The sequence below is a fragment of the Micromonospora sediminimaris genome (assembly GCF_016863575.1).
Lineage (GTDB): Bacteria > Actinomycetota > Actinomycetes > Mycobacteriales > Micromonosporaceae > Micromonospora > Micromonospora sediminimaris.
In genome coordinates this window covers 145,478-160,685 of sequence record NZ_BOPD01000015.1, presented here as the reverse complement: position 1 = coordinate 160,685, position 15,208 = coordinate 145,478, and the positions used below count along the sequence as shown (strand labels likewise).

Sequence of the window (15,208 nt, the reverse complement as noted above, 5' to 3'; positions counted from 1 at the left end):
GGATGTAGCGGACGGCCACACAGTACGGCGGGAGTATGTGCCGCCATCCCATGTGCGCCCGACCACACAGCTCGTAACTTCATGCGCCATGACGGCAGAACCCGTGGCGGTCCCCCACGTCGTGAACGTCGACCTGGCCGGTCGTACCGCCCTCGTGACGGGCGGGGGCGGCGGCATCGGCCGGGCCTGCGCCCTGCGACTGGCCGCGGCCGGCGCCACGGTCGTGGTGGTGGACCGCAACGTCGAGGCGGCCAAGCAGGTGGCCGCCGAGGCCGGCGGCCGGGCCGAGGGGGTGGACCTCGCCGATCCGGCGGCGGTGGACGCGCTCGACGCCGACGTCGACATCGTGGTCAACAACGCCGGGCTGCAACACGTCGCGCCGCTCCAGGACTTTCCGGTGGAGCGGTTCGAGTACATCCAGCGGGTGATGGTGGAGGCGCCGTTCCTGCTGATCCGGCGGGCGCTGCCGCACATGTACGCCCGCGGTTGGGGTCGGATCGTGAACATCTCCTCGGTGCACGGGCTGCGCGCCTCGCCGTACAAGGCCGCCTACGTCTCGGCCAAGCACGCGTTGGAGGGGCTGTCGAAGGTGGTGGCGCTGGAAGGCGCGGCGCACGGGGTGACCGCCAACTGCATCAACCCGGCGTACGTGCGTACCGCGCTGGTGGAGAGCCAGATCGCCGACCAGTCGACCGCCCACGGCATCCCCGAGTCCGAGGTGATCGAGAAGATCATGTTGGCTCGTGCGGCGGTCAAGCGACTGATCGAGCCGGAGGAGGTGGCGGAACTGCTGGCGTACCTCTGCTCGCCGCCGGCCGGGTTCCTCACCGGTGCCTCGATCGCGCTCGACGGGGGTTGGACGGCGAACTGACGCCGGCCACCCGCAGAATGTCCGTCATGTCGTCGCCGGTGGAGTTCCTGGAACTGCTCGCCCGGGAGGCGGCCGCGGTCGAGTTCGAGGGCCCGCTGGTCGCCGCCCGCTCGGCCGGGCTGCCCGCCGAGCGACTCGCCGAGTTGGAGCAGGCCAAGACGGTGGCGCTGCGGGTGCGGGCGCTGCTGGAGCGCCGCCGCCGCCGGGAGAGCGAGCTGTCCGGCCTGTACGACACCGTCAGTGACCTGGCGGGGCTGCGCGACCTGGACGAGGTGCTGCGGGCCATCGTGCACCGGGCCCGGCACCTGCTCGGCGCGGACGTCGCCTACATGACGCTCGACGACGCCGAGCGCGGCGACACCTACATGCGGGTGACCGACGGCTCGGTCTCCGCCCGGTTCCAGCGGCTGCGGCTGCCCATGGGCGCCGGGCTCGGCGGTCTGGTGGCCCAGTCCGGCGCCCCGTACGTCACCGCGAACTACCCGGAGGACGAGCGGTTCCACCACACCCGGGAGATCGACGCCGGGGTGGGCGAGGAAGGGCTGGTGGCCATCCTCGGGGTGCCGCTGCGGCTCGGCTCGACAAGCATCGGCGTGCTCTACGCGGCCAACCGCTCGGCCCGGCCGTTCGCCCGCGAGGAGGTGGCGCTGCTGCTCTCGCTGGCGGCCCACGCCGCGGTGGCGATCGACACCGCGCGGCTGTTGGCCGAGACCCGCTCGGCGCTTGAGGAGCTGTCCTCGGCGAACACCACCATCCGCGCGCACAGCAGTTCGGTGGAGCGGGCCGCGGCGGCGCACGACCGGATGACCGCGCTTGTGTTGCGCGGCGGCGGGGTGGAGGACGTGGCCGCGGCGGTCACCGACGTGCTCGGTGGCGCGCTGCTGGCGCTGGACGCCGAGGGGCGGCGGCTGGCCCAGGTCGGTGAGATCGACGAGCCGGACCGGGCGGAGATCGTGGAGGCGGTCGCGGCGTCGCGGACCGAGGGACGCAGCGTACGCCGCGGCAGGTTGTGGTACGCCGCGGTGGTGGCGGGCGCGGAGAACCTGGGCGTGCTGGTGCTGCGTCCCGAGGGCGAACCGGCCGACGCCGACCAGCGGATCCTGGAACGGGCGGCGCTGGTGACCGCCCTGCTGCTGCTGTTCCGGCGGACCGTCGCGGAGGCGGAGGGACGGGTCCGGGGCGAGTTGCTCGACGATCTGATCGCCCGGCCGCTGCGCGACACCGACGCGCTGCGCAGCCGGGCGCGGCGGCTGGGCGTGGATCTGGACGCGCCGCACGTGCTGGTGGCCGTCGGCGACGACGCCATCGCGGCGACCGGCTCCGCCCGGCAGCGGGTGCTCTCCTGGGCCACCACGTACGCCTCGACCCGGGGTGGGCTGGCCGCGGCGCGGGACGGCCGGGTGGCGCTGATGCTGCCCGGTCAGGACGCCGGTGGCAGCGCCCGGGCGGTGGCCCGGGACCTGTCCCGGATCACCGGCCGGCCGGTGACCGCGGGCGCGAGCGGCCCGTCGACGGGCCCGGCGTCGCTGGCCGCCGCGTTCCGGGAGGCGGACCGTTGCCTGACCGCACTGGGCGCGCTGGGTCGGGCCGGGCAGGGGGCGAGCAGCGCCGAGCTGGGTTTCGTCGGACTGCTGCTGGGCGCCGTCGACGACGGCGGCGACGCCGACGTGAGCCGGTTCCTCACCGCGACCATCGGGCCGGTGATCGAATACGACGCCCGGCGGGGCACCGCGTTGGTGCGGACCCTGGAGGCGTACTTCGGGGTGGGTGGCAGCCTGGCCCGGGCCGCCGAGCAGTTGCACGTGCACGTCAACACGGTGACCCAGCGTCTGGAGCGGGTCGGGCAGTTGCTCGGCGCCGACTGGCAGCGGCCGGATCGGGCCCTGGAGGTGCAACTGGCCCTGCGCCTGCACCGGTTGCGTACGCCGGCCGGCTGAGCGACCGTCGGTCACCTTGCGCCGTGCGATGTGTCGGCGGCGCGGGTCAGCGAGCGCGAATACCCGCCAGCACGCCGTCGACCACCTTCTCCGGCAGGGTGTCCTCGTCGAGGTCCGGGTTCCAGTTCAGCACCCGCTGGATGAGCATCGGGCCGGTGAGCATCGCCATCGTCACCTCGATGTCGATGTCGGTGCGCAGTTCGCCCTCGCGGACGCCACGGCGCAGCACCTCCCGCATCGCGGCCCGGCGGGGCTCCACGATGCTCTGGTAGAACGCGTACCGCTCGGGACTGCGCTTCATCTCCGGCACCAGACAGGGCATGATCTGCGCCGCGCGCGGGTCGACGTTGTGACCGATCGCGGTCACCAGCATGATCAGGTCTTCGCGGACGGACCCGCCGGACGGCTGCGGCGGATCGCCCTTGAGCCGGCGCAACGCGTCGCGCAGCAACGCGTCCTTGCCCGACCAGCGGCGGTAGATGGTGGCCTTGCCCACCCCGGCCCGCGCGGCGATCGCCTCGACCGAGATCGTCTCGATGGTGCTGCCCTCCGCGAGCAGATCCAGGGTGGCCTCGATGATCGCCTCGTCCGCGCGGACGCTGCGTGGCCGCCCGGGTGGTCGTGCAGCGTCCGCGGTGCTGGTCATCCCCTCATTGTCCCTGCCCGGGTGCGGCAGCGGCCAACCCGGGTTCGCCGATCGTCGCCGGCCCGCCGGGGGCGGCCCGGCCGGGCATGAATCGCAGGGCCACCAGGATGCCGGCCGCGGCGACCAGCGCGGCCAGCGTGGCCGAAAGATGCATGGCCGAGACGAAGGAGTCGTTGGCCGCCGCGATCAGTTGCGGGCCCGCCGGACCGAGCTGGCCGGCTGCCGCGTACGCGCCGGCGAGGGATTCACCGACTGCCGCGCCGGCTGCCGGTGGCAGATCCACCAGGGCCGGTTCGATCCCGTTGCGGTAGCCGGCGGCCAGCACCGAGCCGATCACCGCGACGCCGAGCGCGGCGGCCACCTGCCGGATGGTGTTGCTTATCGCGGAACCCACGCCGGCCTTCTCCCGGGGCAGCGCCGACATGATCGACTCGGTGGCCGGCGGCATGATGTTGGCCATCCCGACGCCCTGTAGGAAGAAGGCGACAAGCACCAGCCAGATGGGCGTGGCGGCGTCGACGAAGGCGAACGCGCCCAACGCCACCGAGGTCAGCACCAGCCCCACCACCGACACCGCCCGGCTGCCGTACCTGCGGACCATGGTGGCGCTGCGCGGGGCGAAGACGAGTTGGGCGACTGCGAAGGGCAGGAAGAGCAGGCCGGTCTCGAGCGGGCTGTACCCGCGCACCAGTTGCAGGTAGAACGAGCTGAAGAACATCACGCCCATCGCGGCGAAGAAGACCAGCCCGATCATCGCCACCGGGGCGGCGAACCGGGGCACCCGGAACAGTCGGACGTCCAGCGCCGGGTGGCTGCTGCGTCGCTCGTGCAGGACGAACCAGGCCAGCACCGCGACGCCGCCGAGGATCGAGGCCCAGACCAGGGGTCGACCGAACCCGTGCTCGCCGCCGTCGATGATGCCGTAGGTGAGGGCGACCAGGCCGACCACCGAGAGCAGCACCCCGAACGCGTCGATGCGGCCCGGTTCCGGGTCGCGCGACTCGGGCACCAGCAACGCGACCAGGGTCACGCCGAGCGCCACCACCGGCACGTTGATCAGGAAGACCGAGCCCCACCAGTAGTGTTCCAGCAGCAGTCCGCCGAGGACCGGCCCGATGGCCACCGCCAGACCGACCGCGCCGGCCCAGATGCCGATGGCGCGTCCTCGTTCCCGGGGGTCGAAGACGTTGGAGATGATCGACAACGTCGCCGGCATGATGGCCGCGCCGCCGACTCCCATCAGCGCCCGGGCGGCGATCAACTGGCCGGGCGTCTGCGCGTACGCCGACAGCAGTGACGCCAGGCCGAAGAGCGCGAGCCCGATCAGCAGCATCCGGCGGCGTCCGGCCCGGTCCCCCAGCACGCCGAAGGTGAACAGCAGCCCGGCGAAGACCAGGGTGTAGGAGTTGATGGACCACTCCAGCTCGCCCTGGCTGGCCCCGAGCCCGTGCACCGGGTCGGCGAGCGTGCGTAGCGCGACGTTGAGAATTGTGTTGTCGAGGACGACCACGAGCAGGCTGATCACCAGCACCCCGAGGATCGCCCACCTCCTCGGATGTCCGGTGTTCTCGTTCGGCTGCATCCCCGCCCCCGGTTTCGATAGGTCCCGTCCGCGTCGACTCCTGAGCGTAGGGCATTTACGATACGATACGGGTCCGTATCGGTATGACCCGCGTCACCATGGGGGCGGCGACTACGAACGCGTACCCCTTGCCTACAACACCTCGATGGCGGCGGAGAGGGAATCGAGACGCGTCACGGGTGGGGCGAGCGGCTCGACCCAGCCCGGCCCGGCACCGTACACCCGGACTGCCGGGAACTCCCGGGCGAAGCGGCCGATGCGGTACGACCGTCCGGTCACCGGCGACTGGGACCAGACCGCGACGGCGTGTGGCCGGGCCCGGCCGACGGCGCTGGCCAACGCCGTCCACGGCAGCGCCGGCCCGACCAGCAGGCAGCCCCGGCCGCGCTCACGCAACGCGGCGGCGAGCGCGTGCAGTCCGAGACCGTGTTCCTCCTGTTCCGCCCCGGCCAGCAGCACACCGTCGGCAGCAGGGCCGACGCCCGGATCGCGGCGGAACACGTCCAGGCCGACCCGGACGCCTTCGGACAGGGCGTGCTCGACGGCGATCCCGACGGCGGTCCGCCCGCTCAGCGCGGCGAGCACCGGCACGCAGACGTCGTCCCACAGCCGCACCACCCCCCACTCCTCGGCCAGCTCGACCACAAGCGCGGCGACCCGGTTGCCGTCGAGTTCCTCGGCGGCGGCCGTCAGGCGCTTGCCCGCGACCTGCACGACCTCGGCGGGTATCGGTACCCCAGACACCAGACTTCCTCCCAGTGGACAGGTCTCCACCGGGGGATTCGTCAGCACGGCCCGCCACGGATGCGCTCGCCACGGCCTTGACCCGGACAGCTACGTTGATGATCAACTCAGCAAGGCCATCTCCGGAAAGGTCCCGTCATGCCCTTCGGCTTCATCCTGGCGATCGTCGCCGCCGTCATCGCGATCATCGCGGTCGCCGTCGCCCTGTTCAGCTCGCAACGCCAGGTGCGGCAGATCGGCGTCCTGACGGCGGTAGGCGCCCTGGCCGGTACGGCGATCCTCACCGTCGCGTCGAGCGCCCACTCGGTACCGATCCGCTCGGTCGGCATCGTCACCAGCTTCGGCAAGCCGACAGGTGAGGTCACCGGTTCCGGCCTGAAGTGGGTCACCCCGTGGCAGCGGGTCGGCGAGTGGGACGCCGGGCGGCAGAAGTACGACCACATCGGCAGCGACAGCTGCGTGCGGGTGCGTACCGGCACCCTCGCGGACGCGTGCGTGGAGGTGCTGGTCGAGTGGCAGGTCCAGCCCGAGAACGCCCCACAGCAGTTCATGGACTACAAGGGCGACTTCGAGAGCTTCCGGGGGCAGCGGGTCGGCGTCCAACTCGACAGCGCGGTGAACGACGCCTTCGCCACCTACAACCCGTTGGAGCGCATCGACTCGAAGACCGGCAACCTGAACGTCGACCTCAAGCCCTTTTCGGCGAGCATCAAGTCCAACGCCGAGGGAAGGCTGGCCGACGACGTCGAGATCCTGTCGGTCACCATCACCCGGGTCAACCACGACGACAAGACCGAGGGCAACATCAAGGCGTTCCAGGACAAGCTCGCGCAGACCCGCAACCTCGAACAGGACCGTCTCAACGCCGAGATCCAGAAGCAGGTCACCGAGACCAACGCGACGGTGGACAAGGTGACCCGCTGCCTGGAGATCGCGGACAAGCACGGCAGCTCGCCGGGACTGTGCATCAACCCGGGCATCGTCACCGGCAAGTGAACCGGCGGCGCCGTCGCGGACAGGTCCCGCACCCTTCCGGGGCCGGACCCGAGACCCCGGTGCCCGGGGTGGCGGGAGGCCGGCGCACCCGGGCCGAGGGACAGCGCCGCCCGCCCTCACCGGTCAGGTGATGAGGGCGGGCGGCGAGCGCCGGCCGCACACCGGCGAGCCATCCGGTGCGGCGTTGGACGGCGCGGTCAGGAGGTGAGCGCGTCGAGGGCCAGGTCGACGTCCTCGGTGGTGGAGTAGAGGTGGAACGAGGCCCGGACCCGACCGGCCCGCACCGCCGCGCGTATGCCGGCGCGCGCCAACTTCTCCTGCGCGCCGGGCACCTCGACGGTGACGATCGCGCTGTGCCCGGTCGGCTGCCCCAGACCGGTGAGGAACCGGTTGGCCAGCGCCACGTCGTACGCCCGCACCTGCTCGACGCCGATTTCCAGCAGCAGTTCCAGCGCCGGAGCGGCACCCACCCAGCTGAACCAGGCCGGCGAGAGGTCGAACCGGCGGGCGTCGTCGGCCAGCCGCAGCGGCGGCCCGTAGTAGGAGGCGTGCGGATCGCGACCGGCGTACCAACCGGCGGCGTCCGGTCGCAGCCGGTCCCGCAGCTCGGGCGCCAGGTAGGCGAACGCGGTGCCCCGGGGCGCCATCAGCCACTTGTATCCGCCGGTCACCACAACGTCCGCGCGGGCCGCGTCGAACGGCAGCCAACCGCACGCCTGGGTGGCGTCCACCGCGACGAGCGCGCCGTGGGCCCGGGCCGCCGCGACGATCTCGTCGTACGCGGCGATCGTGCCGTCGGCGGACTGCACCAGGCTGAACGCCACCAGGTCGGTGTCGGCGTCGATGGCGACGGCCAGCTCGTCCAGCGGGACGGTGCGCACCTCGACGCCCCGTTCGGCCTGGACGAGCCAGGGAAACAGGTTGGAGGTGAACTCGACCTCGGGCACCAGCACCCGGGCGCCGGCGGGTAGCGCGGCGGCGACCGGCGCCAGCAACTGGGAGACGGTGGCACCGACCGCGACGTCAGCGACCGGTACCGCGACCAGTTGGGCGAAGGCCGTCCGACACCTGTCGGTGGACGCGCCCCAGTCCTCCCACGATCCCTGCCCCACCCGCCAGGCGGCCAGCGCGTCCTGCAAGGCGTCCCAGGCCGGGTCGGGCGGCAACCCGTAGCTGGCGGTGTTCAACCAGCCCGGCTGCGGTTGCCACAGCTTCTGCGCCTGCTCCAGATCCACACCCCGACGCTAACCGCCCCGCCGCCCCACCCCGAAGCGCCAATCCCACCCCAGTGGCCCACTCCCGTCCCCCGCCCCCGTTGCGGAGGTGACCGGGGGTACGGGTCAGGTGACGTTGGCGGGGCCTAGGACGCTTTTCAGGTCGGCCATCAGGGCGGTGGTGGCGGCCACCCGGACCGGGCTCAGGCGCAGGGTGGTGGTGCGGGTGCCGTTGAGGAGTTTGACGTGCACCTCGGCATCACCGGGGTGCAGCACCAGGGTCTCCTTGAGGCGTTCCACAAGCGGCGGGGTGCAGCGGGTCACCGGGATGGTGAGGGTGACCGGCTTGTTCGCCGTACTGGTGCTGATGTCCGGCAGCGACATGTCCATCGCCATGATGCGCGGGGTGTCGTCGCGCCGGTCGACCCGACCCTTGACCACCACGATCGCGTCCTCGGCGATGTACTGACCGATCACCTCGTAGGTGTTCGGGAAGAACAGCGTCTCCACGCCACCGGCCAGGTCCTCCAGGGTGGCCGAGGCCCACGCCCGCCCCTGCTTGGTGACCCGTCGCTGCACGCCGGAGAGGATGCCGGCGAGGGTGACCACCGCGCCGTCGGGCACGGTGCCCTCCTCGGAGAGCGCCGCGATGGTGGTGTCGGCCGCCGCGCCGAGAATGTGCTCCAGACCGAACAGGGGGTGGTCGGAGACGTACAGGCCGAGCATCTCGCGCTCGAAGGCGAGCTTGTCGCGCTTGTCCCATTCCCCCTCGGCGATGACCGGCATGACAGTGGTGTTCGTCGCCACCTCGGCGTCACCGAAGCCCGCACCGAACAGGTCGTACTGCCCGACGGCCTCCTTGCGCTTGACGTCGGCGTACGCGTCGATGGCGTCGGCGTGCACGGCGAGCAGGCCCTTGCGGGGGTGCTTCAGCGAGTCGAACGCCCCCGCCTTGATCAGGGATTCGATGGTCTTCTTGTTGCAGACCACCGCGTCCACCTTGGACAGGAAGTCGTAGAAGTCGGCGTACTCGCCCTTCTCCTCGCGGCAGCGCATGATCGCGGCGACCACGTTCGCGCCGACGTTACGGATCGCGCCGAGGCCGAAGCGGATCTCCCGGCCGACCGGGGTGAACGGGCCGGCCGAGGTGTTCACGTCCGGCGGCAGTACCTGGATGCCCATCCGCCGGCACTCCGACAGGTACATGGCCATCTTGTCCTTGTCGTCACCGACGGAGGTCAGCAACGCCGCCATGTACTCGGCCGGGTAGTTGGCCTTCAGGTAGCCGGTCCAGTACGACACCAGCCCGTAGCCGGCGGTGTGCGCCTTGTTGAAAGCGTAGTCGGCGAACGGGACGAGGATGTCCCACAGGGTCTTGATGGCCTCGTTGGAGTAGCCGTTGCTCTTCATCCCGTCGCGGAACGGGATGAACTCCTTGTCGAGGACCTCCTTCTTCTTCTTGCCCATCGCCCGGCGCAGCAGGTCGGCCTTGCCGAGGCTGTACCCGGCGAGCACCTGGGCGGCGCGCTGCACCTGCTCCTGGTAGACGATCAGACCGTAGGTCGGGCCGAGGATCTCCTCCAGCGGCTCGGCCAGCTCCGGGTGGATCGGGGTGATCTCCTGGAGCCCGTTCTTGCGCAGCGCGTAGTTGGTGTGCGAGTTGGCGCCCATCGGGCCGGGTCGGTAGAGCGCCAGGACGGCGGAGATGTCCTCGAAGTTGTCCGGCTTCATCAGCCGCAGCAGCGACCGCATCGGCCCGCCGTCGAGCTGGAACACACCGAGGGTGTCCCCCCGGGCCAGCAGCTCGTACGTCGGCTTGTCGTCCAACGGCAGCTTGAGCAGGTCCACGTTGAGTCCGTGGTTCAGCTCGATGTTCTTCAGCGCGTCGTCGATGATGGTCAGGTTGCGCAGGCCGAGGAAGTCCATCTTCAACAACCCGAGCGACTCACACGTCGGGTAGTCGAACTGGGTGATGATCGCCCCGTCGGCGTCCCGACGCATAAGCGGGATGTGCTCGATGATCGGCTCGGCGGACATGATCACACCGGCGGCGTGCACCCCGGTCTGCCGGATCAGTCCCTCGATGCCCTTGGCGGTGTCGATCACCTTGCGGACGTCGGGGTCGGACTCGTACAGGCCACGGATCTCGCCGGCCTCGGCGTACCGCGGATGCTTCGGGTCGAAGATGCCGGTGAGCGGAATGTCCTTGCCCATCACCGCCGGTGGCATCGCCTTGGTGATCCGGTCGCCGACCGCGTACGGGTAGCCGAGCACCCGGGCCGAGTCCTTGATCGCGGCCTTCGCCTTGATGGTGCCGAAGGTGGCGATCTGGGCGACCTTGTCCTCACCCCACTTGTCGGTGACGTACTTGATCACCTCTCCGCGCCGACGCTCGTCGAAGTCGATGTCGACATCCGGCATGGAGACCCGCTCGGGGTTGAGGAACCGCTCGAAGATCAGCCCGTGCGGGATCGGATCCAGGTCGGTGATGCCCAGGGCGTACGCGACAAGGGAACCGGCTGCGGAACCACGGCCCGGACCGACGGCGATGCCCTGCGCCTTGGCCCACTGGATGAAGTCGGCCACCACGAGGAAGTACGACGGGAAGCCCATCTGGATGATGACGCCCAACTCGTACTCGGCCTGCACGACGTGCCCCTCGGGGATGCCCTCCGGGTACCGGCGGGCCAGGCCGGCGAAGGTCTCCTTGCGGAACCAGGACTCCTCGGTCTCCCCCTCGGGCACCGGGAAGCGCGGCATCAGGTTGTGGAACTCGAACATCCCGGTCGGGTCGACCCGCTCCGCCACCAGCAGCGTGTTGCGGCAACCCTCCAGCCAGGGGTCGGAGTGGTCCACGCCGCGCATCTCGTCGGCCGACTTGATGTAGTAGCCGCTGCCGCCGAACTTGAACCGGTTCGGGTCGGCCACGTTGCTGCCGGTCTGTACGCAGAGCAGCACGTCGTGCGCCTCGGACTGCGCCTCGTGCGTGTAGTGCGAGTCGTTGGTGACCACCGGCGGGATGTTGAGCTTCCGACCGATCTCCAACAGCCCGTCGCGGACCCGCTTCTCGATGTCCAGGCCGTGGTCCATCAACTCCAGGAAGTAGTTCTCCTTGCCGAAGATCTCCTGGTACTTCGCGGCGGCTTCGAGCGCCTGCGCGTCGTGGCCGAGCCGCAGCCGGGTCTGCACCTCGCCGGACGGGCAGCCGGTGGTGGCCATCAGTCCGTCGGCGTACTCGGCCAGCAGTTCGGTGTCCATCCGGGGCCACTTGACGAAGTAGCCCTCGGTGTAAGAGCGCGAGGTCAACGCGAACAGGTTGTGCAGACCTGTCTTGTTGCGCGCCCAGATCGTCTTGTGGGTGTACCCACCGCTACCGGAGACGTCGTCGCTCTTCTGCTCCGGCCGGCCCCACCGCACCCGCTGCTTGTGGAACCGTGACTCCGGCGCCACGTACGCCTCGATGCCCAGGATCGGGGTCACCCCGGCGGCCATCGCCTGCTTGTAGAAGTCGTTCGCGCCGTGCATGTTGCCGTGGTCGGTCATCGCCACAGCCGGCATCCCCTGCCGCTTGACCTCGGCGAACAGGTCCTTGAGCCGGGCCGCCCCGTCGAGCATCGAGTACTCCGTGTGCACGTGCAGATGCGCGAACGAATCGCCCATGCGGAGGCCCCCCGGGTCGGCTGATCGAGTCGGTCGGCGCTAACCCTAACCCCGCCGTCGTCGGAGGCTCCACCGCGCCGCGCCAGGTGCTCGACGACCCGTGCAGCGCGCCTCGGCGGGACGCCTCGGCCGTCGCAGACACCCCGAGGCGTGTCGGCTGCTGGACTCGGGGCCGGGCCCTGCGGCCCCTCCGGCGTAACCTGAACGCCCACCGCAACACCGGGCGAGTACGGGGACGGCGCGATGACCCTCGCGGACGGAGTCGACGACCTGGCCGGCGCCGCGGCGCGCGGCGACACCGCAGCTCTGGACACCCTGCTGGCGGCGATTCGCCCGGAGGTGCTGCGGCTCTGCGGTCGGTTGCTGCCCAACCGGGAGGACGCGGAGGAGGCCTGCCAGGACGCGCTGCTCGCGGTGGCCCGGGGCATCGGCCGGTTCGAGGGTCGCTCGTCGTTTCACACCTGGCTGTACCGGCTGACCGCCAACCGGGCCCGCTCCACCTATCGGGCGCTGCGCCGACGTTGGCTGATGGAGGCCGCCGGTGCGCCGCTGCCGGACCGGCCCGACCCGCGCCGCACCAGCGTGGTGGCCGGCACCCGACTGGATCTGCTGGAGGCCCTCGACGCGGTCCGCCCCGAACTGGCCGAGGCGCTGACCCTGCGGGACGTGCTCGACCTCGACTATCGCGAGATCGCCGAGTTGCTCGACCTACCCGAGGGCACGGTCAAGTCCCGCCTCCACGAGGCCCGCCGGCAGGTCCGGCAGCGGCTCGCCGGTGCCGGCTGACCCGGCCACCCGGCGCCGTCCGACGGCGCTGGCCCTGGCCGTCGTGCTCGTCGCGGGTGCCGCCGGTTGCGCCGACGAGCCGGTCGCGCCGCTGCCGGTACGCCCACCCGTCCCCACCACCGCGCCGCCGCCGGTACCGACCTCCCCGCCGTCGACCCGGCCGAGCGAGACACCTGTCGTTCCGCCACCGGCGGTCGTGACCGTGCCGTCCGCGCGACCGACTCCGGCGCCTCGGGCACCCACCCCGCAGCGGAGCACCCGCAACCCGTCGCCCACCGCCACCCTGTCCGAGGCATGCCTCGGGGCGGTCCGGTACGAACTGCCCCTGTCCGACCCCGGGCCACTCCCCTCGTCGCTCTGCTTCGCCACCGGCGGGGTGCTGCGGCTGCGGGGCATCGGCCCGGGTGAGGTCACCGTCGACCGTGAGGACCTGGTGGACAGCCAGTACGAGGCCGGCGTGGTCGATCTCCGGTTCGTCCGGAGCGGCACCGTGGACGTGTTCGTACCCCGCGAGGCGGGCACCCACGTGATCACGGTGGTCGTGCGATGACCTGTCGTCGGATCCGTACCCCGTCGAGCAGCGCGTCCACGAACTCGTCGCCGGCACCGGGCGGGGGCACCACCTGCGCGTAGAGCAGCCCGACGCTGCCCCGGGCCGCGGCCTCCATCAGCACCGGCCGCCCGTGCGGGCAGTCGAAACGGGCCACTACCCAGTCCAGGCCACCCCGTCGTACCTGCCGTGGGGGCGTGGGCGCGCAGTCGGCGTGCGGCCGCTCGGCGACGAACGTGCCCGGCTCGGTGTCCCGGGCGACCACCGACAGTCCCAGGAAGGCACCCGGCACACTCGGATCGATGGCCCATCGACGCGGCTCCGGCGAGATCACCAACGCCGGTTCGAGTCGACCTGACGCGTCGTACCGCCCCGCCCACCCGGTGCCGGCCGCCTGCCAGCCGGCGGGCAGCGCCACGGTCAGCGGACCACTCGTCGCCGTGCCGCTCGGCGTCGCCGAGTCCGCCGCCACCGCGCCGGCTGCCGCCACCAGGACCACCGTCAGCGCGACCGCACGCAACCACGGCGGGCGGGACGCACCCGTCGGCACCGGCAGGACGTCGGCGGGGTGGAGGTCGAACGCCGGCCTGGTGCCCGGGTCGATCGGATCTCGGGTCCGGCGCGCCGCTCTCAGCAGGGCCGCGCGGAACGCCTCGGCGTCCTGATACCTGTCCGCCGGCCGGGCGGCGGTGGCCCGGCGCAGCACCGCCATCACGACCGGTCCGACGTCGGCGGCCGCAGCGGCGATCGGTTCCCCACCGGAGACCGTTTCCCCCGGCCCCACCCCGGCGGTCGGGGGCGCGAGCAGTCGCAGACCGAGCTGACCAAGGGCGTACACGTCGGCACGCTCGTCCACGATGGCCAGGGCATCGTCCTGTTCCGGGGCCATGTAACCGGGGGTGCCGGCGCGCATGGTGAGCCCGGACGCGACGGCGAGCGCCTTGGCCAGACCCAGGTCGGCGATGAGCACCCGTTCACCGTCGGCGGTCGAGCGGAACAGGATGTTGCCGGGCGACAGGTCGCGGTGCACCACCCGGTGCCGGTGCAGCACCGCCACCCCGGCGGCGATCTCGGCGAGCAGGTTCAGGGCAGCCGCCACGGGCAGGGGCCCCGCGGCGAGCCGCTCCCGAAGGCTGCCCCCGTCGGCCCAGTCCAGCACCGTGTAGGGCCGGCCGTCGGCCAGCTCTCCCACCATGCGTACCCGGAGCAGCCGGTCGTCCTCCATCCGGCTCAGCAGCCGGGCCTCCTCCAGAAAACGCTCCCGGACGCGTACGTCGTGCTGCCAGTTGTCCGCCAGCACCTTGATCGCTACCCGGAGATCGAGCATCGGGTCGTACGCGAGCCAGACGGTCGCGAACGAGCCCACGCCGAGCAGCCGCTCCACCCGGTACGCCCCGATCCGCTCCGCCACCACCACCCGCCCCTCCCTCCCGCTCACCCTCCCCCTCCCTCTTCCCCCGCAGCAACCCCCACCCAGCCCAGCCGCGCGCAGGCGCGGATCGCACCATAAAGGACATAACCCAATGCGGCTATCACCATTACGTGATCGACGAAGCGTGGAGCGGGGTTGGGCGAACTGCGGGGGTGGGTGGGGAGACGAAGGAAGTAGGAACTCGATGCCGAGGAGGCGATTTCTGTGCACCGTCTCGTGTATGTCGCAGTCGCGACCGTCCTTACCCTTGCCGGGGCAGTTCCGGCCAACGCCGCGCCACTGTTGCGTACGGCCCCCTCGGTGGCGGTGGCCGCGCAGCCGCTTACCACCACCACTGACGTGTTGAGCGTGTGGGGTGCCGGGCCGTACCGGATCGGAGCCAGCCTCGACCGGCTCGCCGCCGCCGGGATGATCGAATCGCCGGTCGCCACCTGCGATGGTGTGGTCCGAGCCGGCGCCACCGGCACCTGGGCGGGCGTCATCCTGCTGGCCTTCCGGCACGGCCGGCTGGTCGAGGTCAACACCGCCACCGCCCCGCCCTACTCCCCCGCCGGCGCGGGTGTCGGCATGTCCTTCGCCGACCTGGAGACGATCTACGGCCCGCGCGGCAGTCTGATCAGCAATGACGCGGGCACCGCAACGGCCTACCTGGTGCGGGTGGGCGCGCGGGTGGAACTGTTCACCGGGCATCCGATCCGGCCCGGCGTGGGCGCCTTCCAGGTCGGTACGGCGTCCTTCGTGGAACGTGACTTCCGGCAGGGCGGCACCTGCTGAGGCCGACAGGCTCGCC

Annotated in this window: 12 protein-coding genes; 6 read left to right on the top strand and 6 right to left on the bottom strand. The window is 71.5% G+C overall.

Annotated features, from left to right (window positions below):
• The first annotated feature begins 88 nt into the window (after positions 1–88).
• The gene (locus tag Vse01_RS13775) at positions 89–871 is read left to right on the top strand and encodes a 3-hydroxybutyrate dehydrogenase (RefSeq protein ID WP_093404460.1); all 783 of its coding nucleotides are present in this window, start codon (positions 89–91) and stop codon (positions 869–871) included.
• A gap of 17 nt (positions 872–888) precedes the next feature.
• Positions 889–2,808: a helix-turn-helix domain-containing protein gene (locus Vse01_RS13770; RefSeq protein ID WP_093404463.1), complete on the top strand. Its 1,920-nt coding sequence runs from the start codon at positions 889–891 to the stop codon at positions 2,806–2,808.
• A 46-nt stretch (positions 2,809–2,854) separates the two neighbouring features.
• Here the strand turns inward: Vse01_RS13770 and Vse01_RS13765 are convergent, their stop codons facing one another.
• The 3 genes from Vse01_RS13765 to Vse01_RS13755 form a co-directional block, all read right to left on the bottom strand.
• Entirely contained in the window at positions 2,855–3,454 is a 600-nt protein-coding gene (locus Vse01_RS13765; RefSeq protein ID WP_093404467.1) for a TetR/AcrR family transcriptional regulator, read from the bottom strand.
• Positions 3,455–3,458: 4 nt separating this feature from the next.
• Positions 3,459–5,036 (bottom strand): MFS transporter, encoded by a 1,578-nt coding sequence (locus Vse01_RS13760; RefSeq protein ID WP_093404469.1) that lies wholly within the window; start codon positions 5,034–5,036, stop codon positions 3,459–3,461.
• Between the two features lie 132 nt (positions 5,037–5,168).
• Positions 5,169–5,780, bottom strand: a complete 612-nt coding sequence (locus Vse01_RS13755; protein WP_232511240.1) for a fibroblast growth factor — start codon at positions 5,778–5,780, stop codon at positions 5,169–5,171.
• 138 nt (positions 5,781–5,918) lie between these two features.
• On the opposite strand from Vse01_RS13755, the gene Vse01_RS13750 reads away from it, so the two are divergent.
• Positions 5,919–6,776 carry an SPFH domain-containing protein gene (locus Vse01_RS13750; protein WP_093404472.1) on the top strand — a complete coding sequence of 286 codons (858 nt, stop codon included), beginning with the start codon at positions 5,919–5,921 and terminating at the stop codon, positions 6,774–6,776.
• A gap of 197 nt (positions 6,777–6,973) precedes the next feature.
• On the opposite strand, the gene Vse01_RS13745 is transcribed toward Vse01_RS13750, so the two are convergent.
• The gene (locus Vse01_RS13745) at positions 6,974–8,011 is read right to left on the bottom strand and encodes an aminotransferase class V-fold PLP-dependent enzyme (RefSeq protein WP_093404475.1); all 1,038 of its coding nucleotides are present in this window, start codon (positions 8,009–8,011) and stop codon (positions 6,974–6,976) included.
• Between the two features lie 105 nt (positions 8,012–8,116).
• Positions 8,117–11,650, bottom strand: coding sequence for a DNA polymerase III subunit alpha (dnaE, locus tag Vse01_RS13740; protein ID WP_093404477.1), 3,534 nt, complete (start codon positions 11,648–11,650; stop codon positions 8,117–8,119).
• A 243-nt stretch (positions 11,651–11,893) separates the two neighbouring features.
• On the opposite strand from dnaE, the gene Vse01_RS13735 reads away from it, so the two are divergent.
• The gene (locus tag Vse01_RS13735) at positions 11,894–12,436 is read left to right on the top strand and encodes an RNA polymerase sigma factor (RefSeq protein ID WP_093404480.1); all 543 of its coding nucleotides are present in this window, start codon (positions 11,894–11,896) and stop codon (positions 12,434–12,436) included.
• Positions 12,426–12,986 (top strand): hypothetical protein, encoded by a 561-nt coding sequence (locus tag Vse01_RS13730; protein ID WP_093404483.1) that lies wholly within the window; start codon positions 12,426–12,428, stop codon positions 12,984–12,986. Before Vse01_RS13735 ends, Vse01_RS13730 begins: the two co-directional genes overlap by 11 nt.
• Here the strand turns inward: Vse01_RS13730 and Vse01_RS13725 are convergent.
• Complete coding sequence (locus Vse01_RS13725; protein ID WP_232511241.1) at positions 12,967–14,424, bottom strand: serine/threonine-protein kinase; 1,458 nt, start codon at positions 14,422–14,424, stop codon at positions 12,967–12,969. The genes Vse01_RS13730 and Vse01_RS13725 overlap by 20 nt on opposite strands.
• A gap of 198 nt (positions 14,425–14,622) precedes the next feature.
• On the opposite strand from Vse01_RS13725, the gene Vse01_RS13720 reads away from it, so the two are divergent.
• Positions 14,623–15,192 (top strand): hypothetical protein, encoded by a 570-nt coding sequence (locus Vse01_RS13720; RefSeq protein WP_232511242.1) that lies wholly within the window; start codon positions 14,623–14,625, stop codon positions 15,190–15,192.
• The last annotated feature ends 16 nt before the right edge of the window (positions 15,193–15,208 follow it).

Excerpts from the sequence above, each read along its gene's own strand:
- Vse01_RS13760 (WP_093404469.1), bottom strand. The coding sequence starts at position 5,036 with ATGCAGCCGAACGAGAACACCGGACATCCGAGGAGGTGGGCGATCCTC.
- Vse01_RS13750 (WP_093404472.1), top strand. The coding sequence starts at position 5,919 with ATGCCCTTCGGCTTCATCCTGGCGATCGTCGCCGCCGTCATCGCGATC.
- Vse01_RS13775 (WP_093404460.1), top strand. The coding sequence starts at position 89 with ATGACGGCAGAACCCGTGGCGGTCCCCCACGTCGTGAACGTCGACCTG.
- Vse01_RS13770 (WP_093404463.1), top strand. The coding sequence starts at position 889 with ATGTCCGTCATGTCGTCGCCGGTGGAGTTCCTGGAACTGCTCGCCCGG.
- Vse01_RS13735 (WP_093404480.1), top strand. The coding sequence starts at position 11,894 with ATGACCCTCGCGGACGGAGTCGACGACCTGGCCGGCGCCGCGGCGCGC.
- dnaE (WP_093404477.1), bottom strand. The coding sequence starts at position 11,650 with ATGGGCGATTCGTTCGCGCATCTGCACGTGCACACGGAGTACTCGATG.
- Vse01_RS13765 (WP_093404467.1), bottom strand. The coding sequence starts at position 3,454 with ATGACCAGCACCGCGGACGCTGCACGACCACCCGGGCGGCCACGCAGC.